The organism is Thiobacillus sp. 65-1402 (genome assembly GCF_001897685.1).
Classification (GTDB): Bacteria; Pseudomonadota; Gammaproteobacteria; order Burkholderiales; family Thiobacillaceae; genus Thiobacillus.
In genome coordinates, this window is the sequence record NZ_MKUG01000001.1 from 88,845 (window position 1) to 110,505 (window position 21,661).

General features: G+C 61.9%; 14 protein-coding genes. 11 read left to right on the plus strand and 3 right to left on the minus strand.

Annotation, left to right across the window (positions count from 1 at the left end):
• The first annotated feature begins 6 nt into the window (after positions 1-6).
• From topA to BGO62_RS00430, 5 genes are all read left to right on the plus strand, one after another.
• The gene (gene topA / locus BGO62_RS00410; protein ID WP_296638383.1) at positions 7-2,553 is read left to right on the plus strand and encodes a type I DNA topoisomerase; all 2,547 of its coding nucleotides are present in this window, start codon (positions 7-9) and stop codon (positions 2,551-2,553) included.
• On the plus strand, positions 2,550-2,948 hold the full coding sequence (locus BGO62_RS00415; protein ID WP_296638387.1) for a hypothetical protein: 399 nt from the start codon (positions 2,550-2,552) through the stop codon (positions 2,946-2,948). The genes topA and BGO62_RS00415 overlap by 4 nt, the downstream gene beginning before the upstream one ends.
• Positions 2,949-3,010: 62 nt before the next feature.
• On the plus strand, positions 3,011-4,153 hold the full coding sequence (locus BGO62_RS00420) for a rhodanese-like domain-containing protein (protein ID WP_296638390.1): 1,143 nt from the start codon (positions 3,011-3,013) through the stop codon (positions 4,151-4,153).
• Positions 4,154-4,572: 419 nt separating this feature from the next.
• Positions 4,573-7,488: an EAL domain-containing protein gene (locus tag BGO62_RS00425; protein ID WP_296638392.1), complete on the plus strand. Its 2,916-nt coding sequence runs from the start codon at positions 4,573-4,575 to the stop codon at positions 7,486-7,488.
• A gap of 465 nt (positions 7,489-7,953) precedes the next feature.
• Positions 7,954-8,130, plus strand: coding sequence for a hypothetical protein (locus BGO62_RS00430; RefSeq protein ID WP_296638394.1), 177 nt, complete (start codon positions 7,954-7,956; stop codon positions 8,128-8,130).
• A gap of 145 nt (positions 8,131-8,275) precedes the next feature.
• On the opposite strand, the gene gyrB is transcribed toward BGO62_RS00430, so the two are convergent.
• From gyrB to dnaA, 3 genes are all read right to left on the minus strand, one after another.
• Positions 8,276-10,747 carry a DNA topoisomerase (ATP-hydrolyzing) subunit B gene (gyrB, locus tag BGO62_RS00435; protein WP_296638397.1) on the minus strand — a complete coding sequence of 824 codons (2,472 nt, stop codon included), beginning with the start codon at positions 10,745-10,747 and terminating at the stop codon, positions 8,276-8,278.
• A gap of 65 nt (positions 10,748-10,812) precedes the next feature.
• Positions 10,813-11,919, minus strand: coding sequence for a DNA polymerase III subunit beta (gene dnaN / locus BGO62_RS00440; protein ID WP_296638399.1), 1,107 nt, complete (start codon positions 11,917-11,919; stop codon positions 10,813-10,815).
• Positions 11,920-12,098: 179 nt separating this feature from the next.
• The gene (gene dnaA, locus BGO62_RS00445; protein WP_296638402.1) at positions 12,099-13,442 is read right to left on the minus strand and encodes a chromosomal replication initiator protein DnaA; all 1,344 of its coding nucleotides are present in this window, start codon (positions 13,440-13,442) and stop codon (positions 12,099-12,101) included.
• A gap of 231 nt (positions 13,443-13,673) precedes the next feature.
• On the opposite strand from dnaA, the gene rpmH reads away from it, so the two are divergent.
• From rpmH to BGO62_RS00475, 6 genes are all read left to right on the plus strand, one after another.
• Positions 13,674-13,808: a 50S ribosomal protein L34 gene (gene rpmH / locus BGO62_RS00450; RefSeq protein ID WP_011313339.1), complete on the plus strand. Its 135-nt coding sequence runs from the start codon at positions 13,674-13,676 to the stop codon at positions 13,806-13,808.
• 29 nt (positions 13,809-13,837) lie between these two features.
• Positions 13,838-14,224, plus strand: coding sequence for a ribonuclease P protein component (gene rnpA, locus BGO62_RS00455; RefSeq protein WP_296638405.1), 387 nt, complete (start codon positions 13,838-13,840; stop codon positions 14,222-14,224).
• 14 nt (positions 14,225-14,238) lie between these two features.
• On the plus strand, positions 14,239-15,864 hold the full coding sequence (gene yidC / locus BGO62_RS00460) for a membrane protein insertase YidC (protein WP_296638409.1): 1,626 nt from the start codon (positions 14,239-14,241) through the stop codon (positions 15,862-15,864).
• Positions 15,836-17,176 carry a tRNA uridine-5-carboxymethylaminomethyl(34) synthesis GTPase MnmE gene (mnmE, locus tag BGO62_RS00465; RefSeq protein WP_296638410.1) on the plus strand — a complete coding sequence of 447 codons (1,341 nt, stop codon included), beginning with the start codon at positions 15,836-15,838 and terminating at the stop codon, positions 17,174-17,176. Before yidC ends, mnmE begins: the two co-directional genes overlap by 29 nt.
• Positions 17,177-17,253: 77 nt before the next feature.
• On the plus strand, positions 17,254-19,020 hold the full coding sequence (locus BGO62_RS00470; RefSeq protein ID WP_296638413.1) for an ABC transporter ATP-binding protein: 1,767 nt from the start codon (positions 17,254-17,256) through the stop codon (positions 19,018-19,020).
• Positions 19,021-19,352: 332 nt separating this feature from the next.
• Complete coding sequence (locus BGO62_RS00475) at positions 19,353-21,269, plus strand: DEAD/DEAH box helicase (RefSeq protein ID WP_363923441.1); 1,917 nt, start codon at positions 19,353-19,355, stop codon at positions 21,267-21,269.
• Positions 21,270-21,661: the final 392 nt, after the last annotated feature.

Sequence of the window (21,661 nt, forward strand, 5' to 3'; positions counted from 1 at the left end):
ATAACCATGTCCAAGCTTGTCATCGTCGAATCGCCGTCCAAGTCCAAAACGCTGAAGAAGTACCTCGGCGCGGACTACGAAATTCTCGCCAGCTACGGCCACGTGCGCGACCTGGAGCCGAAAACCGGCGCGGTCGACACCGAAAGCTTCAGCATGAAATACCAGGTCATCGAGCGCAACGCCAAGCACGTCGATGCCATCGTCAAGGCCGCCAAAAAAGCCGACGAAGTGCTGCTGGCCACCGACCCGGATAGGGAAGGCGAGGCGATTTCCTGGCACATCAGCGAAATCCTCAAGGAACGCAAGGTCAAGACCCCGATGAAACGGGTGGCGTTCTACGAGATCACCGAATCCGCCGTGCAGGACGCCGTGCGCAATCCGCGCGAGATCGCATCCGATCTGGTCGACGCGCAGCAGGCCCGCCGCGCGCTCGATTATCTGGTCGGCTTCAACCTGTCGCCGCTGCTGTGGCGCAAGATCAGCCCGGGCTTGAGCGCCGGCCGCGTGCAGTCCCCCGCATTGCGGATGATCGTCGAGCGCGAAGAGGAAATCGAAGCCTTCGTGCCGCGCGAGTACTGGACGCTGCACCTCGACAGCCACAAGGGCGCGCAGCCCTTCACCGCCAAGCTCACCCATTTCAAGGGCGAAAAACTCGAACAGTTCACGGTCGAGCACGAGGCGCGCAGCAAGGAATGGCTGGCGACGCTGGAAGGCCGCGATGCCACGGTGATGCGCATCGAAAAGAAACGCCGCGCCCGCCACCCCGGCGCGCCGTTCACCACCTCGACGCTGCAGCAGGCCGGGGTACGCCAGCTCGGCATGACCACCGACCGCGTGATGCGCACCGCCCAGCAGCTGTACGAAGGGATCGATCTGGGCGAAGGCCCGGTCGGCCTCATCACCTACATGCGTACCGACTCGGTGAATCTGGCGCAGGAAGCGATTACCGATATCCGCAAGTATGTGGGCGCCAACTTCGACAAGGAATTCCTGCCGCCGACTGCGCTCCACTACAAGGCCAAGACCAAGAACGCGCAGGAAGCCCACGAGGCGGTGCGCCCGACAGCTGTCACGCGCACGCCGGAAGCGGTGAAGCCGTTTCTTTCGCACGACCAGGCGAGGCTCTACGAACTGATCTGGAAGCGCACCGTCGCCTGCCAGATGGCGCCGGCGCAGTTCGACACCGTCGCCGCCGACATCACGGTGGGCGAGGGCACCTTCCGCGCCACCGGCCAGACGCTGGCATTCGCCGGCTTTCTCGCGGTGTACCAGGACGACGAGGACGAGGAAGAATCGAAACTGCCGGCACTGGCCGAAGGCGAAACCCTGCCGGTCGACCGTCTTTACGGCGAGCAGCACTTCACCCAGCCGCCGCCGCGCTACACCGAGGCATCGCTGGTGAAGGCGCTGGAGGAATACGGCATCGGCCGGCCCTCCACCTACGCCAGCATCATTTCCACCCTACAGGATCGCGAATACGTGGTGCTGGAAAAGAAGCGCTTTCAGCCGACCGATATCGGCCGTCTGGTCAACTGCTTTCTGACCCGCCATTTCACCCATTACGTCGATTACGACTTCACCGCCAAGCTGGAGGACAAGCTCGACGACGTCTCCAACGGCAAGCGGGTGTGGTCGAAACTGCTGGGCGAATTCTGGCAAGCGTTCGACGGCGAGCTGAAAGCCAAGCAGGACGTCGAACGCGGCTGCCCGATCCTGGAGGCCTGCCCCAAGTGCGGCAAGCCGCTGTTCATGCAGGCGAGCAAGCGCGGGCTGTTCATCGGCTGCTCAGGCTACCCGGAATGCGACTACACGCGGCCGCTGCATGCGGCCACCGCCGAGGGCGACAATATTCTCGGCCAGGATCCGGCCTCCGGCCTCGACGTCAAGCTGCTGTCCGGCCGCTTCGGCCCCTACGTGCAAATCGGCGAGATGCCGGAAGACAAGAAGGCGCCGAAACCGCGCCGCGCCTCGTGGCCGAAGGACATCCCGCTGGAAAACGCCACCCTGGAACTGGCGCTGAAATTCCTTTCGCTGCCGCGCGAAGTCGGCCACCACCCGGTCAGCGGCCTGCCGATCGTCGCCAACAACGGCCGCTTCGGGCCCTATCTGCTGCACGACGGCAAGTTCAAGTCGATTCCCAAGACCGACAGCGTGTACGAAATCGACCTGCCGCGTGCACTCGAGGTGCTGGCGATGGAGCGCGAGCCACGCGGTGCCGATTCGGCCGCCTCGCTGCTGAAGAATCTGGGTCCGCATCCGGACGACGGCAAGGACATCACCGTGCGCAGCGGCCGCTACGGCCCCTACGTCAAGCACGGCAGCACCAACGCCACCCTGCCCAAGGACATTGCGCCGGAGGAGATCACGCTGGATGAGGCGCTTGCGCTGATCGCCGCACGCATTGCCAAGGGGCCGGCCAAAAAACCGGTGAAAAAGGCCGCCGCCAAGCCGGCGGCGGCGAAGAAAACGAAACCGGCCGATGCGGCCGAATCGAAGAAACCCGCCGTGAAAAAGACTGCGGCCAAGAAGGCCGCCAAAAAACCGGCCGCATGAGCACGCCGCCCAGCCTGCTCATGGTCAACGCCTTCATCGGCACGGCTGGCTACAGAAAGCTGTATCAGGAACTGGGCTACGTGGTCGTCTCCGAATGGTCGGAACGCAAGGCCATCAGCCTGGTACGCAAAAAACCGCCCGCAGTCATCGTGGCGGATTTTTACCACCAGACGGATTTCCGCGACCGCCTGTCCAACCTCGAATCCCTGCTGGCCGCGGTGCAGAGCGCGCCCAACACCCGCATCATGGTTTTTTACGAAACGGCGCATCAGGCCGTGCTCGATAAAGTCAGCGCTCGCTTGCGCATCGATGCCGCATTCACGCTGCCGGTGCAGGAAGAGTTGTTGCGCGCCACTTTGCAGGCCTGGCGGGCCAATACTCCCGCATCGATCTGAGTCGCAATTAAACTTTCCATATGGCTGACCGTTAAACTCCACGTCATCCCGTGGAGACGACCATGCGTTTAGCCATCCTGCCCCTGCTTCTGGTCTCGGCTGTCGTCCAGGCCGCACCGCTCACGCTCGGCGTGGTACTCGATCAAAACGAATCGATCACCGATTTCAATACCACCAAGCGCTACCGCGCCTTCACCAACGAGGTCGAACGGGCGCTCGGCCAGCCGGTCCGGCTGCAGTATTACACGCGCGGATTTTCCGCCATCAAGCACGCCAAGGACGGCACGCTGGACATGGTGTTCGGCCCCGCCCAAGTGATCGCCAACGTCAGCAAATTCAAGTTTGAGCCCATACTCAAATCCAACGCGACGATCGCCGCCGCTTTCGTTTCGGGGCCGGATTACAAAGGCACGCTGGGTGCCAAATCGCACGCCAGGCTAGGCGTTCCCGATTACGAATCGCTGATGGGCAGCATGGCGCGCAGCGAGATCAACAGTCGCGGACTGGCCAAGAGCGACTTTGCCGAAATCAAATTCCATCGCATGGCCGAGGCCCCGCTGTACGGGCTGAAGCTTGGCCGCTACGACCTGGCGGTCGCCTCCGCCGAGGAAGCCAAAACCTGGACTGCGGCCAACGGCGGGCGCATCGTTTTCACCGGCGCATCGGTGCCGCTGCGCGCGCTGACCGTACAGTCCGAAAGCGTATCTGCAGGCGCCCAGCAGAAGCTGGCCGCCACCCTGCAGAAAAGCAACAGCCTCAATCTCGCGCTCTCCACCGCCACCCGGGCCGATTTCAAAAGCGTCGCCTCGATGCTGAATACCACGCCCACCAGCCTGCCCGGTGCCAAGATCATCAGCGCTGCCGAGGCCCAGGCGCTGATTGCCAAAGGAACGCCGGTTTACGACGTGCGGGTGAAAGAAGAATATGAAACCGCCCATGTTCCCGGCGCCATTTCCGTTCCTTACAATGAAGGCAGCGCCAAGGAAGTCGGGTTTGACCCGGCGGACGACCAGTTCGCGCTGAACCGGCTGCCCAAGGATAAAAACGCCCCCTTCATGATGTATTGCGACGGCACCATCTGCTGGAAGAGCTACAAATCCGCCACCATGGCGATCCAGGCCGGCTGGAAAAACGTCTACTGGTTCCGCGGCGGCTTCCCGGAATGGAAGGAAGCCGGGCTGACGGTCGAATCAAAGAAGAACTAGCTTCCCTTGAACGTGAAAAAGCCCGGCTGATCCGGGCTTTTTCACGTTGATCAGGGATCTGGACGCTGTAGGTTCTCAGAATTCGCGAGAAATTGCCTTCAAAGAAATCAAAGGCTTTCTCATCCAATCTGAGAAAGCTGGGCCATGACACTCTCAAATTACCCGAGAAATTCCTACGACCTTCCCGACAATCTGGAATCACCCATTAGCTAATGGCCCGCGCAGGGCAGAATGCGGTCACCGTTTGCGGAATGACATTGCATTGAGGATATTGCATTGCCGATTCGACTTGGCTATAAGGACAATAACCGAGCAAAAACATCAACTATTAAAAAACAAAAGGGGACGTATGTTGTGTCAACTGGGCCGCTTGTGTCGTTGTTAATGGCGAGATTCACCGCGTATGAGACAAGCGTGCAATGACGCTGCGCACACGTCTCATGCTGCTTGTGCTGATCACGATGCTGCCCGCGCTGGCAGTAGTCGTGGACACCGCCGTTGGACAGCATCGCCATCTGAAAGCGGACATCGAGCATTCGGTGCTCAGGTTCGCGCGTTTCACCGTAGACCACCATGCAGCGCGGGTCGCCGAAACAGAGCAGCTGTTTAACCTTATAACGGATCTGCCGCAGGTGCGCACACTGGATACGCCCAATTGTGATGCGCTGCTGCAAAGCCTGCTGTATGGCAACCTCAACTATACGAATTTTGGCGTGATCCGTCCGGACGGATATGTAGCCTGCAGCGGCGTGAGCACAAGCGCACCTGTCTATCTCGGCGACCGCGCCTATTTCAAGACGGCCGCCGCGACCAAACGACTTAGCATTGGCGACTACCAGATAGGCCGACTCACTAACAAGCCCGTCCAGGTCATTGCGAAATCCGTTCTCGACGCCACGGGACAGGTCCAGAGCGTCGTGTACGCTGCGTTAAATCTTGAGTGGCTTATGCGGTTCATGCCCTTGGCCGAGCTGCCTCCCGAATCGGCCATAATGGTCGTTGATCGACAAGGCGTCATTCTGACACGCGCGCCGGACCCGGAAGGCAAGTGGACCGGCATCAACCTGACAAGCGATGTGCCGATCGCTAAGGCGTTCCTTGATAGCGGGCAATCGGAGGCGATCAGCGAAGGACGCGGCGTCGACGGCATTCAGCGGATTTACGCCCTGGCGCGCATTGGCTCAGGGGAGGAACGCAATGGCTACATCCTGGTCGGCATCCCGTCCCAGGAAATCCATGCTGCGCTCAACGCGGATTTGCTGCCGCGCGCAGCTTTTCTGGTGGCAACCTTCCTCGGCATCATGGTGCTCGCCTGGTTCGGCAGCGAGATATTGGTAATGCGACGCACGCGGTTATTGTCGACGGCGGCCCGGCAAATGGCCAACAGCGACTTCTCCACGCGCGCAGCAATCAAGGGACGCGACGAAATTGCCATGCTTGCAGGCGAGTTCAACCGAATGGGCGATGCGCTACAACGGAATCATCAACAGATCCATCGACTCAACCGGATACATGAGGTGCTCAGCGGTATTAATGGCGCCATTCTCCGAATCCGCGTACAGGACGAATTACTCAAGGAGGCCTGTCGTATAGCTGTCGAACGGGGCAGGCTGCGATTTGCGTGGATTGGCATAGTAGAACCTGATACGGGACGGGTCATGAAGATGGCCAGTCATGGAGAGGGAAACGATTTCGTCGATCGCCACTGCCTGACTCCGCACGTACGGGCAGATGAAGATCTGTGCCCCTGTGCGGCGGCCATGCCCCAAGCTCATCCAGTCATCTGCAACGACCTCAGGATAGTCAATCAGCGCGACAAGTCCTGGCAATCGTTGGCACGGTCGCACGGCTTTGAGGCACTGGCGGGCTTTCCGCTGAAACGGGATGGAGAAGTCATAGGCGTACTTGGGCTCTACGCCGCCGAGGCTCATTTCTTCGAGGCACCGGAGGTGGATCTCTTTCAGGAGCTAGCTGCAGATATTTCACTTGGTCTCGAGTATATCGACAAGGACCAGCGCATCGATCATTTGCTGTACCACGACGCACTGACCGGCTTGCCGAACAGAAAGCTTTGTGAAGACCGCCTGCAGCAGGAGATTCTGCGGGCACGCCACCATGATCGCCACGTAAGCGTGGTCGTGCTCAACATCACGGACTTTCATCGACTGGTCGGCGTGCATGGCCATCACGTCGCCGACGACGTCCTGAACATGCTCGCTACATACTTGTCGGCCCACGTCCGGGAAGGCGACACGGTTTCGCGACTGGGCGGCGACGAGTTCGCAATCGCCTACGTCGATATTGCGTCGACACAGGATGCCATCCATCTCGTCCAATCTCTCGTGGCGGGGCTGCCTACCGTTTTTCGGAACACCACGCGCGAAATCCACCTGAGCATACGGGGCGGCACCGCAATCTATCCTGACGATGGCGAGGATGCAGCGAGCCTGCTCGTGAATGCAACGCTTGCCTGCAGTGGCCAGACTGGCCGCAGCCACGCTGTGAACTTTTATTCTTCCACGATACAACGCGCCGCCAGTGAACGGGAGAAACTCGAACAGGCGTTCCGGCACGCCATCAAGGACGTTCTGGGGCTGGCCCTGTATTACCAACCGGTGGTGGATATCCATACCCACCGCATCGTGAGCCTCGAAGCGCTCGCACGTTGGAACAGCACGGAATTCGGGCCCGTGTCGCCGGCACGGTTCATCCCCGTCGCTGAGGAGACCGGCCTGATCGTCGAGTTGGGTGACTGGGTGTTGAACAGCGCATGCAGGCAAATCCAGGTCTGGCAGGATGCCGGATTGATGGAAATCCGCGTGGCGATCAACATCTCGTTTCATCAATTGCGGCAGGAAGACTTCGTTGAGCGCCTTGCAATGGCAGCCAGCGCCATCAATCGCAACCGCTCTAACCTGCTCGCTATTGAATTGACAGAATCTGAACTGATGGACGATGTCGAAACGACCATACGGCAGATCGATCTGCTGAAAAGTCACAACTTCACGATCTATATTGACGACTTCGGTACGGGCTACTCGTCATTAAGCTATCTGCAGCGTTTACCCGTGGATATACTCAAAATCGACCAGAGCTTCGTCAGTACGCTTGGACAATCTGAAAGCAGCGACGCCATCGTACGTACCATCATTGCACTAGCGCACGGCCTTAAGCTGAAGACCATTGCTGAAGGCGTGGAAACCGCCGAGCAACTCGCCCTTCTGAAAGAACTGGGCTGCGATTACGTCCAGGGATTTCTGTTCAGCAAGCCAAAGCCGGCCGAGGAGATCACCCGTTTGCTGAACAATGGGGGCAGCATCAGCCCTATGGACTAGAGGGTTAGGTGAGCAAAAATGCGATGGACTACTTCAGGCGGGTCGGCCAAAGGCGACGCTGGCATACTATGCCACCACGGTCGGCTATGCATCGCACGCCGTCCATTAGACTCAGCAGGTTTACGATAGCCTCGGGAGGTATCCAACAACACGGTGCGCGACAACTTCGCCGCCGAATACAGCGTGCTGGACACGATCGATCTGGAAAGCGCTGTCGCCCGATGCCATGGTTGGCCCCTTTGAAAAGGATTACAAATGGTCGTCGCAGGTTTACCAGTTGGTGCAGCCCTCCAGTGGCCACGGCAAGCTGATCTGGCATTCGCTCGGTCCAGGACGATTGAGCTTATTCATCAGAACATGCCTGTGGATGCAGTGCGCGATGATCTCGACGCCTTGGTGCTGAATGCTGACCTCCTGGAGGCCGTGTTATCCAACCCGTAGCCAAAGAGAGCCAAGACCCCCATCATGGTCGAGCGCGTCGTCAATGACATCGACGAAATCGTGCGCCTGGTGCGTTTTCCGGGCTGGCAGGGCACTTTGGCAGGCGAGCGAGAAGTGAAAAAGGCGCTGTTCAAATACAAGCTGCATACGGACGAGGAACTGTTCGAGAAGGCGTACAGCTATATCCGGCAGTACTACTAGTTGAAGCTTTGACTTTTCTTGATCGAGGCTGCCAGAGCTTCTGGTAAGAAGGCCAACCTAGGAGGTTGGCCTTCTTCAAATCCTCATGAATTCTAAAGATTTGGGAAAAATCTAGATTTCAATGAGATCCTACAGACGCCAGAATTTATACATCGAGGTTGCGCACGCCCAACGCATTGGTTTCGATGAAATTGCGGCGCGGTTCGACCTCGTCGCCCATCAGGGTAGTGAAAATCTGATCGGCCGCGATCGCGTCCTCGATCTGCACCTTCATCAGCCGGCGCACCTTGGGGTCCATCGTGGTTTCCCACAACTGGGCGGGGTTCATTTCGCCCAGCCCCTTGTAGCGCTGGATGCTCATGCCGCGTTTGACTTCGGCGAGGAACCAGTCCATCGCCTCGCGGAAGCTCTGCACCGGGATTTCCTTCTCGCCGCGCTTGGCGCGGGCACCCAAGCCGATCAAATCGCGCAGCAAGTCACCGACCTTGACGAGCTGGCTGTAGTCGCCGGATTCGAGCAGATCCGCTTCGAGGAAGCTGACGTGCGCGTTGCCGTGGGCGTGGCGGGTGATGCGCAGCCGATGGCTGTCGGTCTCGCTGACGTATTCGGCGGCGACTTCGAATTTCTGTGCATCCAGTGCCGCGCCCAGGCTGGCTTCGCTCTGCATCGCGGCGCCGCCGTCGGCCAGGTTCAAGCGCGGGATGCGCATCAGGGCCTGCAGCACGTCGTCCGGCAGCAAGCGACCCAGGCGTTCGCTCACCGCTTCGGCGAGGAAATACTCGCGCGCCAGCGTTTCCAGCGCTTCGCCGGCAATCGGTATGGCGCCGTCCATCGGCGTCAGTTCGGCCTCCTTCATCGCTTCGGCCATGAGGTGTTCCTTGAGCGCGTGTTCGTCCTTGATGTAGCGTTCGGAGCGGCCATGCTTGACCTTGTAAAGCGGCGGCTGGGCGATGTAGATATGCCCGCGCTCGACCAGCTCTGGCATCTGGCGATAGAAAAACGTCAGCAGCAGGGTGCGGATGTGCGCGCCGTCGACGTCGGCGTCGGTCATGATGATGATGCGGTGGTAGCGCAGCTTGTCCGGGTTGTAATCCTCCTTGCCGATGCTGGTGCCGAGCGCGGTGATCAGCGTGGCGATTTCCTGGCTGCCGATAACCTTGTCGAAACGCGCGCGCTCGACGTTGAGAATCTTGCCCTTGAGCGGCAGGATGGCCTGGAATTTGCGGTCGCGTCCCTGCTTGGCCGAGCCGCCTGCGGAATCGCCCTCGACCAGATAGATTTCGCACAATGCGGGATCTTTTTCCTGGCAGTCGGCCAGTTTCCCGGGCAGGCCGAGGCCATCCATGACGCCTTTTCGACGCGTTATCTCACGCGCCTTGCGCGCCGCATCGCGGGCACGCGCCGCTTCGACGATCTTGTTGCACAAGAGCTTGGCGTCGCTGGGATTTTCCAGCAGATATTCGGCCAGTTTCTGCCCGACCACTTCCTGCACCACCGGCTGTACTTCGCTGGAAACCAGCTTGTCCTTGGTCTGCGAGGAAAACTTGGGCTCGGGCACCTTGACCGACAGCACGCAGGTCAGACCCTCACGCATGTCGTCGCCGGTGGTTTCGACCTTGGCTTTTTTCGCCAGCTCGTTTTCTTCGATGTATTTGTTCAACACCCGTGTCATCGCCATGCGCAGGCCGGTGAGGTGGGTGCCGCCATCGCGCTGCGGAATGTTGTTGGTGAAGCACTGCACGGTCTCGGAATAGCTGTCATTCCACTGCATCGCGACTTCGACGACCATGCCGTCCTTTTCGCCGACGGCATGGAAGATTTTCGGGTGCAGCACCGATTTGACCCGGTTCACATACTCGACGAAGCCCTTGACGCCGCCCGAGTGCGCGAAGTTTTCGCTCTTGCCGTCGCGATGGTCGATCAGCTCGATCTTCACGCCGTTGTTGAGGAACGACAGTTCACGGATGCGCTTGGCGAGGATGTCGAAGTGGAACTCAACCTTGCCGAAAATTTCCTCGTCAGCCAGGAAATGCACTTCGGTGCCGCGACTCTGCGTGTCGCCGACGATTTTCATCGGCGACACTTCGACACCGTTTTGCATCTCGATGACACGGTCGATGACCTTGCCGCGGTTGAATTCGAGCGCGTACTTCTTGCCGTCGCGACGCACGATGAGCTTCATCCACTTCGACAGGCCGTTGACGCACGACACGCCGACGCCATGCAGGCCGCCCGATACCTTGTAGCTGTTCTGGTTGAACTTGCCGCCGGCGTGCAGCACGGTCAGGACGATTTCGGCCGCGCTGCGTTTCGGTTCGTGCTTGTCGTCGAGCTTCACGCCAACCGGAATGCCGCGCCCGTTGTCGGAAATCGAAATCGAGTTGTCGGGGTGGATGATGACCTTGATGTCGTCGCACCAGCCCGCCAGCGCCTCGTCGATGGCGTTGTCCAGCACTTCGAACACCATATGGTGCAGGCCGGTGCCGTCGGACGTATCGCCGATGTACATGCCGGGCCGCTTGCGTACCGCTTCCAGGCCTTCCAGCTGCTGGATGCTGTCTTCGTCGTAGCCTCCGTTCACGTCTTCGGGCATCGCGTTGTCGGGCTTGTCGCTCATGGTGTTTATACCTCGTGGGGCATTGCTGCCGGTTGTTGCAAGGTGTGAGGAAGTGATCGTCCGGCCTAGATGCGCATCGGCATCACGACGTACTTGAAGCCGGGTTCACCTTCGCTGGTCAGCAGCATGCTGCTGTTGGCGTCGCCCAGCGACAGCGTGATCTCCTCGGTATTGACCGCGCCCAAGCCATCGAGCAGATAGGTCACGTTGAAGCCGACGTCGAGCGGATCGCCGTTGTAGCTGACTTCGATTTCGTCGGCGGCTTCTTCCTGTTCGTTGTTGTTGCAGACGATGCCCAGCGTGTTCTCGCTCATCACCAGGCGCACGCCGCGGAACTTTTCGTTCGACAGAATCGCTGCGCGCTGCAAGGCCTGCATCACGCTCTGGCGGTTGGCCTTGAGGTGGCGCGGCTGGTTGGCCGGGATGACGCGCTGGTAGTCGGGAAATTTGCCGTCCACCACCTTGGTCACCAGTTCGGTGCCGGGCAGGGTGATGGTGACCTGATTGGCGCCGATGCGCAGCTCGACCGGTTCTTCCGTATCGCCCAGTAGCTTGGAGAGCTCGACCACGGTCTTGCGCGGGATGATGACCTCGCGCGCTTCGGCCTCGGATTCGAGCTGGGTTTCGGCATAGCTCAGACGGTGGCCGTCGGTGGCCACCACGCGCAGTTGCTTGCCGTCCAGCACCAGCAGCATGCCGTTGAGGTAGTAGCGGATGTCCTGGCTGGCCATGGCGAACTGCACCAGTTGCAGCAGACGCTTCAGTGTTTTTTGCGGCAGGCGGATCGCCTCGCCCAGGCCTGCGCCGGTTTCTACCCGCGGAAAATCCGCGGCGGGCAGGGTCTGCAGGGTGAAACGCGACTTGCCGGCACTGACCACGACCTGGCTGTCCTTGCTATCGAGCTTGATCTTGGCGGTGTCGGGCAGGGCACGCACGATGTCGAACAGCTTGCGCGCAGCGATGGTAATGGCGAAGTCTTCGCCCGCTTCCGCGTTCTCCAGCTGGGTGCTGACCTGCAATTCCAGATCGGTGGCCAGCAAGGTCAGCTTGCCGGCTTTCTTCTCCAGCAGCAGATTGGACAGGATGGGCAGGGTATGGCGCCGCTCGACCACCCCGACCACGGCGGAGAGAGAAGCAAGAAGGGCGTTGCGTTCGCTTTGTATTAATAGCATTTATATATTCCTGAGAATCATAATAAAGGCGGCCTGAAACTGGGGATAAGGTTTTTTATTCAATTAAAACAATCTGTTGTTATGCTTTTATGGGTGTGGGTAAAGCCTTGGCAAGGTGGGAGGGATGGGGATGGATTTTCCGCTCGCGACGCTGAACCCGCTTTATCCACATTTCATCCTCAGCCTGTCAGGCTTTGTAATAACACCAGATAGTCGCGTCCGATGTCGGCTTCGGTCTCGCGCAGTTCGGCCACCTTGCGGCAGGCATGGATCACCGTGGTGTGGTCGCGCCCGCCGAACGATTCGCCGATTTCCGGCAAGCTCTGGTTGGTCAATTCCTTTGCCAGCGCCATGGCGATCTGGCGTGGGCGCGCAAGATTGCGCGTGCGTTTCTTGGAGAACATGTCGGCCACCTTGATCTTGTAGAAATCGGCGACGGTTTTCTGGATGTTCTCGATCGAGACGATACGCGAGGTCGAAGCGATGAGGTCGCGCAGGGCTTCTTTCACCAGTTCCAGGGTGATCGGCTTTTCGTGGAAGCGCGAGAAGGCGATCACCCGCTTCAAGGCGCCTTCGAGTTCGCGTACGTTGGAGCGTACCTGCTTGGCGATGAAAAAGGCGACGTTCTCGTCGAGCTTGATGTTTTCCGCCTGCGCCTTGGCCAGCAGGATGGCAACCCGCATTTCCAGTTCCGGCGGCTCGACGGCGACGGTCAGCCCCCAGGCGAAGCGCGATTTCAGGCGATCGTCCAGCCCGCTGATCTCCTTGGGGAAGGTGTCGCAGGTAATGACGATCTGTTTCTTGTTCTCGATCAGCGAGTTGAATACGTAGAAAAATTCTTCCTGGGTACGGTCCTTCTTGGCGAGGAACTGGATGTCGTCGATCAGCAGCAGGTCGAGCGACATATAGCGCCGCTTGAGGTCGTCGAACTGCTTGTTGAGGTAGGCCTTGACCACGTCGTCGACGTAATCGTTGGCATGGATATAGCTGATACGCGCATCCGGCGTGGCCAGGCGCACGGTATTGCCGATGGCCTGCAGCAGGTGCGTTTTGCCCAGCCCCACGCCGCCGTAGACGAACAGGGGGTTGTAGGCCACCCCCGGATTGTCGGCAATTTGCAGCGCGGCGGCGCGTGCCAGCTGGTTGGCGCGGCCGGAAACGAAGTTATCGAAAGTGAATCCCGGATTGATGCGCAGGCCAAGCTGGACGGGGGCTACGGCACTGCTCGGGAGCGCGGCGGCATGCGTAACCGGCAGCGGTGCGGAAGGTGCGCGCGGGGCGCTGATTTTTTTGCCGAGCGCGTAGGTAATGGCAACCGGGCGGGCGTAAAACTCCTGCGCCCAGACATCGATGTGCTCGGCGAATTTCTCGCGCACCCAGTCCATCACGAAATGGTTGGGCGCGAGGATGCGCACCTCGCCGCCGGCGTCGTCAAATACCAGGGGCTTGATCCATGTGCTGAATTGCTGCTGGGTCAGATTGGCGCGGAAGCGCTCTTGGCAAAGGGCCCAGAAGGAATCCATAGTCGAGGGGGCGGGAGCGGAAAGCTGCATTGGGATTCAAACGCGAATCTTACTCCCCTTCGACGAGGTTATCCACAGGCGCAGCGTGCCGGGCCCGGCGCGGCGGGTCGAAACAAACTTGACAGTGCCCCAGTGGGGGGCGTCTAATACGCGGTTTTTCAACAAATTTTTTTGTGTTTGGCCATCCTGCCTCGGGCGGGCCTGGCCAGCGCCCGCCAGAAAGGATATGTCATGAAACGCACTTATCAGCCCTCTACCGTTCGCCGCAAGCGTACCCACGGTTTCCGTGCCCGCATGAAAACCAAGGCTGGCCGCGCCGTGATCAATGCGCGCCGCGCCAAAGGCCGCGCCCGTCTGGCCGTCTAATCGACGCGCACCCAAACAAAGCGGGTGGCGTGCGCCTCCGCGATGCGCGCCTGGTCGACAAAGCCGATTTCGACCGGGTGTTTGCCGACAATCAGCGCGCTCGAACGGATTACGTGATGGTGATGGCGCGCCCCAACCAGGTGGGCCACGCGCGGCTGGGGATGGTGATCGCCAAACGCCTGCTGGCGCGTGCGGTGGATCGCAACCGCGTCAAGCGGTGCGTGCGAGAAAGCTTCCGGCAGGTCCTGCCGGAACTGCCTGCCTGTGATTTTGTCGTGCGCCTGATTGCCAAGCCGGTTCCCGGGAAAGAGGCGCGCGATCTGCCGCGTACCTTCCAGCGCGCCGGCCACCGGGCCATGGCAAAATGGCCGACCGCTCCGGCAGGCGAAGCAGCGCCGGAATTCTCTTCCAACTAAACGCGTCTCGTCTCATGGATAACCAGCGGCTGATCCTTTTCATTGTTTTTTCCTTCTCGCTGCTCTTGTTATGGGAAACCTGGCAGGACAAACACGCGCCGGCCCCGGTTGCGCCCTCCTCGGTGAGTGCGCCCACTCCCACCCAGGCGCTGAACGCGCCGGCCGCCGCGGCGCCGGCGCAGGCCGGTTTTGCCAAGGGGCAGCGCGCGCAGGTGGAAACCGACGTGCTGCGCGCCACCATCGATGCCAACGGCGGCGACCTGCGTCAACTGCAGCTGTTGCCGTACCGCGAGACGGAAGACAAGAATCAGGTCTTCACCCTGTTCGAGGACGACAGGACGCGGCCGTATCTGGCGCAAAGCGGCCTGGTGGGGAAAGACCTGCCGACGCACCGTAGCGTGTTTCAGCTCAATCCCGGCATTTATCGCCTCGCCGGCGGCGCCGCCCAACTGGAGGTGCCGCTGGTATGGAATGATCCGGCCACCGGCGTGCGCGTTGAAAAAACCTATGTTTTCAAGCGCGGAAGCTATCAGATCGCCGTCAGAACCCGGATCAGCAACAACGGGTCGCAGCCCATCGAACTGACCCCGTATTACCAGTTCACCCGCCATGCCGAGGCGCCGCGCGGCTCGTCCTTCTTCCTACATACTTACACCGGCCCGGCCTTCTATACGGATGCGATGAAATTCCAGAAAGTCGCGTTCAATGACATTCAGGCAGGCAAGGCCGAATTCGAGAAAACCGCCAATAACGGCTGGGTGGGGATGGTGCAGCACCATTTCGTGTCGGCTTGGCTGCCTGAGGATGGCGTCAAGCGCGAGTATTACACCCGCGCGCTGGGCGACGGCCTGTATTCCAACGGAGTGATTCTGGCCGAAGGCATGCTCGCACCCGGCCAGCAAAAGACATTCACCGTGCCGTTGTATGCCGGGCCGCAAACCCAGAGCGTGCTGGAGAAAACCGCCCCCGGCCTGGAGCACGCGCGCGATTACGGCTGGCTGACGCCGCTGGCCTACCCCATCTTCTGGTCGCTGGAAAAAATCGAGCGCCTGGTGGGCAACTGGGGCTGGGCCATTATCATTCTAACCATACTCCTCAAGCTGGCGCTGTACCCGTTGTCGGCGGCGGGCTACAAGTCGATGGCCAAGATGAAGAAGCTGACCCCGCGCCTGCAGCAGCTGAAGGAAACCTTTGGCGACGACCGCGCCAAGTTGCATCAGGCGATGGCGGAGATGTACAAGACCGAGAAGATCAACCCGCTCGGCGGCTGCCTGCCGATCCTGATCCAGATTCCGGTGTTCATCGCGCTGTATTGGGTGCTGCTCGCCGCGGTCGAGATGCGCGGCGCGCCCTGGCTCGGCTGGATCACCGACCTGACCGCGCCCGATCCCTGGTTCATCCTGCCGATCATCATGGGCATCACCTCGGTCCTGCAGGTCAAGCTCAACCCGCAGCCGATGGATCCGATGCAGGCCAAGATCATGATGATCATGCCGGTGGCGTTTACCGTGATGTTCGTGTTCTTCCCGGCAGGCCTGGTGCTGTACTGGGTCGCCAACAACATCCTGTCGATCGCGCAGCAGTGGGCGATCAACAAGCAGGTCGAGGGCGGTGGCAAAACCGCTTCCGGCAAAGCCTGACCTGATCGCCGCCATCGCCACCGCGCCCGGCCGTGGCGGGGTGGGGGTGGTGCGGGTGTCGGGGGCGGACGTCGCTCCGCTTGCCAGCGCGGTTCTCGGGCGCGTTCCGGAAGCGCGGCACGCGACCTTCGCCCGCTTCATCGATGGCTGCGGCGGGGTGATCGACGAGGGTATCGCGCTTTATTTTGCCGCGCCGCATTCGTTTACCGGTGAGCACGTGCTGGAGTTGCAGGGGCACGGCGGACCGGCGGTGCTCGATCTGATCCTGCAACGCTGCGTCGAACTGGGCGCGCGGCTGGCCGGGCCGGGCGAATTCACCCGGCGTGCCTACCTCAACGGCAAGCTCGATCTGGCGCAGGCCGAGGCGGTGGCCGACCTGATCGATGCCGCCTCGGGCGAGGCGGCGCGCTCGGCCATGCGTTCGCTTTCGGGGGCGTTTTCCGCGCGGATAGCCGAACTGGTCGAGGCGCTCACCCGCCTGCGCATGCTGGTGGAAGCCACGCTCGACTTTCCCGAAGAAGAAATCGATTTTCTGCAGCAGGCGGATGCCTTCGGCCGCCTCGACCGGATCGACGCCAGCCTCGCCGCGGTGCGCGCGCAGGCGAAACAGGGCGCGCTGCTGCGCGAAGGCCTGACGGTGGTGCTGATCGGCCAGCCGAACGTCGGCAAGTCGAGCCTGTTGAACCAGCTGGCCGGATTCGAGGCGGCGATCGTCACCGAGATCGCCGGCACCACGCGCGACACCGTGCGCGAAGCGATCCAGATCCGCGGGGTGCCGCTGCACATCATCGACACGGCAGGCCTGCGCGATACCGATGATCCGGTGGAACAACTCGGCATTGCGCGTACCTGGGACGCCGTGGAAAAAGCCGACGTGGCGCTGCTGCTGGTGGATGCGGCGCATGGCCTGGGCGAACGCGAGGCGGCGATTCTGGCGCGCCTGCCCGCGGTGGCGCGCCTGACCATCCACAACAAGATCGACGTTAGCGCCGAGGCGCCGCGCGCGGCGGGCGACGAAATCTGGCTTTCCGCCAAAACTGGAGCCGGCGTCGAACTGCTGCGCGGCAAGCTGCTCGAGGCAGCCGGCTGGCAGTCCGCGGGCGAAGGCGCGTTCATGGCGCGCGCGCGGCATCTGGATGCGCTTGCCCGGGGCGCCGCGCATCTGGCGGCGGCGCGCCAGGCAGCAACGCAGCTGGAGCTGTTTGCCGAAGAACTGCGGCTGGCGCAGGCCGCCCTATCGGACATCACCGGAGAATTCAGCGCCGACGATTTGCTGGGCGAAATCTTCAGCAAATTCTGCATCGGCAAGTAAACGGTACCCCGGGTCTTTTGCCGGGACGCGCCAGCGCTTATGCTTGAAACGTGTTCCTTCCCTCAGGGTTGCCTGTCATGCTGACCTGGCGCGCTATCGCCGACGAACTCAAAACCCATCGCGTGCGGCTGCTGCAGGGCAACCTCGCCGCCTTGCTGGCGGTGGCGGCAGCGGTGCCGGTGCCGCTGCTGCTGCCGCTGATGGTGGACGAAGTGCTGCTGCATCACCCGGGCAAGATGGTCGCCGTCTTCGGCGCGTGGTTTCCGGTCGCCTGGCACGGCCCGCTGCTGTTCATCGGCATGGCGCTGCTGCTGACGGTGGGGCTGCGGCTGATATCGATCCTGCTCAACGTGTGGCAGGGGCGGACGTTTTCGCTGCTGGCCAAGGACGTTGTCTACCGCATCCGGGTGCGGATGCTCTCCCGGCTGTCGCGCATTGCGCTGTCGGAATTCGAGACGGTGGGCGCAGGCCGGGTCGCCTCGCATTTCGTGACCGATCTCAACGCCATCGACAGCTTTCTCGGTTCGTCGATTTCAGGCCTGGTGGTGTCGGTGCTGACGCTGGTGGGGGTGGCGGCCGTGCTGTTCTGGATGCACTGGCAGCTGGCACTGTTCATCCTGCTGCTGAATCCGGTCGTGATCCTGTTTTCCGTCCGGCTCGGCAAGCGGGTGAAGGATCTGAAAAAGCACGAGAACCGCGCCTTCGAGGTGTTTCAGGAGACGCTGTCCGAGACGCTCGATGCCTTGACGCAGATCCGCGCGATGAACCGCGAACAGCATTACCTGGCGCGGGTGACCGCAAAGGCGGCCGACATCCGCCGGCACGCGGCGGCGTTTGCCTGGAAGTCGGATGCGATGAGCCGGATTTCCTTCTTCGTTTTCCTTGCCGGCTTCGATGCCTTCCGTGCCGGCGCGATGTTGATGGTGGTGTTTTCCGATCTGTCCATCGGCGAGATGCTGGCGGTGTTCGGCTACCTGTGGTTCATGATGACCCCGGTGCAGGAGCTGGTGAACATGCAGTACGCGTGGTTTGCCGCCAATGCCGCGCTGGGACGGATCAATGCCCTGCTCGGCCTGCACAGCGAACCGCAGCATCCCGCGCTGCGCGATCCGTTCGCCGGCCGGACCACCGTCGGCATTGCGCTCGACCATGTCAGCTTTGCCTATGCGGACGGCGAGACGGTGCTGGACGACGTCAGCCTCGCGGTGGCGGCGGGCGAGAAGGTGGCGCTGGTGGGGGCCTCCGGCGGCGGCAAGTCGACCCTGGTGCAGGCCTTGCTGGGACTGTATCCGGTCCGTGCCGGGCGGATCCTGTATGGCGACACCGCGGTTACCGAGATAGGCTGGGAAAGCGTGCGCGAGCATGTCGGCGTGGTACTGCAGCACCCGGTGCTGTTCAACGACAGCGTGCGCGCCAATCTGACCCTGGGGCGCGAAACCGGCGATGCCGCGTTGTGGCAGGCGCTGGAGATCGCCCAGCTGAAGGACGTCATTGCCGCGCTGCCGCACGCGCTGGATACGGTGGTGGGGCGGCAGGGCGTGCGCCTGTCCGGCGGACAGCGGCAACGCCTGGCGATTGCGCGCATGATCGTCGCCCAACCGCAGATCGTCATCCTCGACGAAGCCACCTCCGCGCTCGACACCGATACCGAACGGCGGCTGCACCAGGCACTCGCCGGGTTTCTGAGCGGGCGCACCACCCTCATCATTGCCCATCGGCTGTCCGCCGTGAGGCAGGCCGACCGCATCCTGGTGTTCGAAAACGGCCGCGTGGCGGAAGAGGGCGGCCATGATGAGTTGATCGAGCGCGGCGGGCTGTATCACAAGCTTTACCATCACGCATAAAAAAACGCTCGGGAAAATCAGCGTTTTCTGATAGACTCCACCGAGTTGTGCATACAGCAGTGGGCAGATCTGGCTTTTGCCGCCGTGCCTCGGGACTGTTCTCACAGCCCCATCGTCTTCGACCTCTCTTTTGTGCCGCCGGTCAGTTTCCGCAACCGGCAGCGACAAGTCTTGTGGTTGGCGCCGATGTGATCGACGCGACCCGTTGGGCGGTTAGGAATTCATCCATTCCCAACGCCGCTTATTTCCGGTTCGTATTTTCTGACCTGTCTGGTTCTGAACCGGACGCAGGTTTGTTTTGCGCATTTGAGCGCACTGAAAAAGGTATTGCCATGAGCTTTTCCGAACTGGGGCTTGATCCCCTCATCCTTAAATCCGTGCTGGCCGCAGGCTACGAAAACGCCACCCCGGTCCAGATGCAGGCGATTCCCGCCGCGCTGACCGGTCGCGACCTGCTGGTGTCGTCGCACACTGGCAGCGGCAAGACGGCGGCATTTCTGCTGCCGTCGATCCAGCGCCTGCAGGCCGAGCCGACGGTCAAGAGCATGGGCCCGCGCGTGCTGGTGCTGACCCCGACGCGCGAACTCGCGCTGCAGGTCGAGAAATCTGCCATGACCTATGGCAAGGATCTGCGCCGTTTCCGTACCGCCTGCCTGGTCGGCGGCGCGCCCTACGGCCTGCAGTTGAAGCGCCTGTCGCAGCCGGTCGATGTGGTGGTGGCGACCCCCGGTCGCCTGATCGATCATCTGGAGCGCGGCAAGATCGACTTCTCGCGCCTGGAAGTGCTGGTGCTGGACGAGGCCGACCGCATGCTCGACATGGGCTTTGTCGACGACATCAAGGCCATCGCCGCGCGCTGCCCGGCCGAACGCCAGACGCTGCTGTTCTCGGCCACGCTCGACGGCGTGGTCGGCAACCTGGCGCGCGAACTGACCCGTGACGCCCAGCGTATCGAGATCGAAGCGGTGCCCCAGAAGGAATCCAAGATCGAGCAGCGCCTCTTGTTTGCCGACAACATGGATCACAAGAACCGCCTGCTCGACGCGCTGCTGCGCGACGTCGACATGGTGCAGGCGATCGTCTTCGCCTCGACCAAGCGCAGCACCGAGGAAATCTCCGACCTCTTGGCCGACAGCGGCTTCGCTTCCGACGCGCTGCACGGCGACATGCAGCAGGGCCAGCGCAACCGCGCACTGCAGCGCCTGCGCGAAGGCCGTACCAAGGTGCTGGTGGCCACCGACGTCGCCGCGCGCGGCATCGATGTGGCGAGCATCAGCCACGTCATCAACTTTGACCTGCCGCGCCAGGCCGAGGATTACGTCCACCGCATCGGCCGCACCGGCCGTGCCGGCCGCACCGGCGTCGCGGTGAGCTTCGCCGGCATGCGCGAAGGCGGGCTGGTCAGGAACATCGAGCGCTACACCGGCAACCGCATCGAGGTGCACACCCTGCCGGGGCTGGAGCCGACCCAGAAGCCGGCGTCCGGCCGTCCTGCGGCGGGTCGTCCGCGCAGCAACAATGGCCCGCGCGGCGGCTTCGGCGACAAGCGCAGCTTTGGCGAGCGCAGCGAGCCCCGCAGCTACGGCGATCGCCCGCCGCGCGGCGACAGCCGCGACAATCGCGACCGCGGCTACCGCGCCGATGCGCGTCCCGGCAGCGACCGGCCGGCTCGCGGCAACCGGTTTGAAAATGCCGTGCGCGGCCCGTCCGACGTGCCGCGCATGACCGGCGACCGGCCGCCGCGCAGCGAAGCTTATCGCGGCGCCGCCGCGCCTGCGGCCGAAGTCAACGGCAACAGCGTTGAATACTGGGCAAAACGTGAACGCGAGGCGAAAGCCAAATCCGCCGGCGCCGGCCGCAGCTACGGCGATCGCGGGCCGCGCGGCGACAGCCGCGACAATCGCGACCGCGGCTACCGCGCCGATGCGCGTCCCGGCAGCGACCGGCCGGCTCGCGGCAACCGGTTTGAAAATGCCGTGCGCGGCCCGTCCGACGTGCCGCGCATGACCGGCGACCGGCCGCCGCGCAGCGAAGCTTATCGCGGCGCCGCCGCGCCTGCGGCCGAAGTCAACGGCAACAGCGTTGAATACTGGGCAAAACGTGAACGCGAGGCGAAAGCCAAATCCGCCGGCGCCGGCCGCAGCTACGGCGATCGCGGCAACAGTGCACGTGCTGGCCAGCCGCGCAGCTTCGGCAATGACAACCGCGGCGGCAACCGCGTCGGCGTGCGTGGACGCTTCAAGGACTGATCACCAGTCCGATTGCCGGTAATAGCCTAGCAAGGGGGTTTCACGTGAAACCCCCTTTTTGTCGCCCGTATCGGCGGGATCGGGTTGCCGGTTCGCCAGCGGGAGGCGTTCGGCCTGATCGAAAACGAGCGAGGCGGCCGGACGGATTTGCGATAATGTAGGACCGGCGCGCGCAAGCGCAGGTGTTGCCTGCCGCCTGCAGCGCTTCGCACGGATCATTCGCCGCATTATGCAAAACGCCGAAATGAAGCCTTCCAAAACAAAGCTGCAAACCGTTCAACCGGCCCCGGCGTGGCGCTGGCTGAGCGAGCGCGGCTTGCGGGTGGCGACAGGGGATGCAACGCTGGCGCGCTACGCCATGCTGAGCGCCCAGCGTTTTGCGGAGCTTGAAG

Coding starts and splice junctions, on each gene's coding strand:
- topA (WP_296638383.1), top strand. CDS start 7: ATGTCCAAGCTTGTCATCGTCGAATCGCCGTCCAAGTCCAAAACGCTG.
- BGO62_RS00415 (WP_296638387.1), top strand. CDS start 2,550: ATGAGCACGCCGCCCAGCCTGCTCATGGTCAACGCCTTCATCGGCACG.
- BGO62_RS00420 (WP_296638390.1), top strand. CDS start 3,011: ATGCGTTTAGCCATCCTGCCCCTGCTTCTGGTCTCGGCTGTCGTCCAG.
- BGO62_RS00425 (WP_296638392.1), top strand. CDS start 4,573: ATGACGCTGCGCACACGTCTCATGCTGCTTGTGCTGATCACGATGCTG.
- BGO62_RS00430 (WP_296638394.1), top strand. CDS start 7,954: ATGGTCGAGCGCGTCGTCAATGACATCGACGAAATCGTGCGCCTGGTG.
- gyrB (WP_296638397.1), bottom strand. CDS start 10,747: ATGAGCGACAAGCCCGACAACGCGATGCCCGAAGACGTGAACGGAGGC.
- dnaN (WP_296638399.1), bottom strand. CDS start 11,919: ATGCTATTAATACAAAGCGAACGCAACGCCCTTCTTGCTTCTCTCTCC.
- dnaA (WP_296638402.1), bottom strand. CDS start 13,442: ATGGATTCCTTCTGGGCCCTTTGCCAAGAGCGCTTCCGCGCCAATCTG.
- rpmH (WP_011313339.1), top strand. CDS start 13,674: ATGAAACGCACTTATCAGCCCTCTACCGTTCGCCGCAAGCGTACCCAC.
- yidC (WP_296638409.1), top strand. CDS start 14,239: ATGGATAACCAGCGGCTGATCCTTTTCATTGTTTTTTCCTTCTCGCTG.
- BGO62_RS00470 (WP_296638413.1), top strand. CDS start 17,254: ATGCTGACCTGGCGCGCTATCGCCGACGAACTCAAAACCCATCGCGTG.
- BGO62_RS00475 (WP_363923441.1), top strand. CDS start 19,353: ATGAGCTTTTCCGAACTGGGGCTTGATCCCCTCATCCTTAAATCCGTG.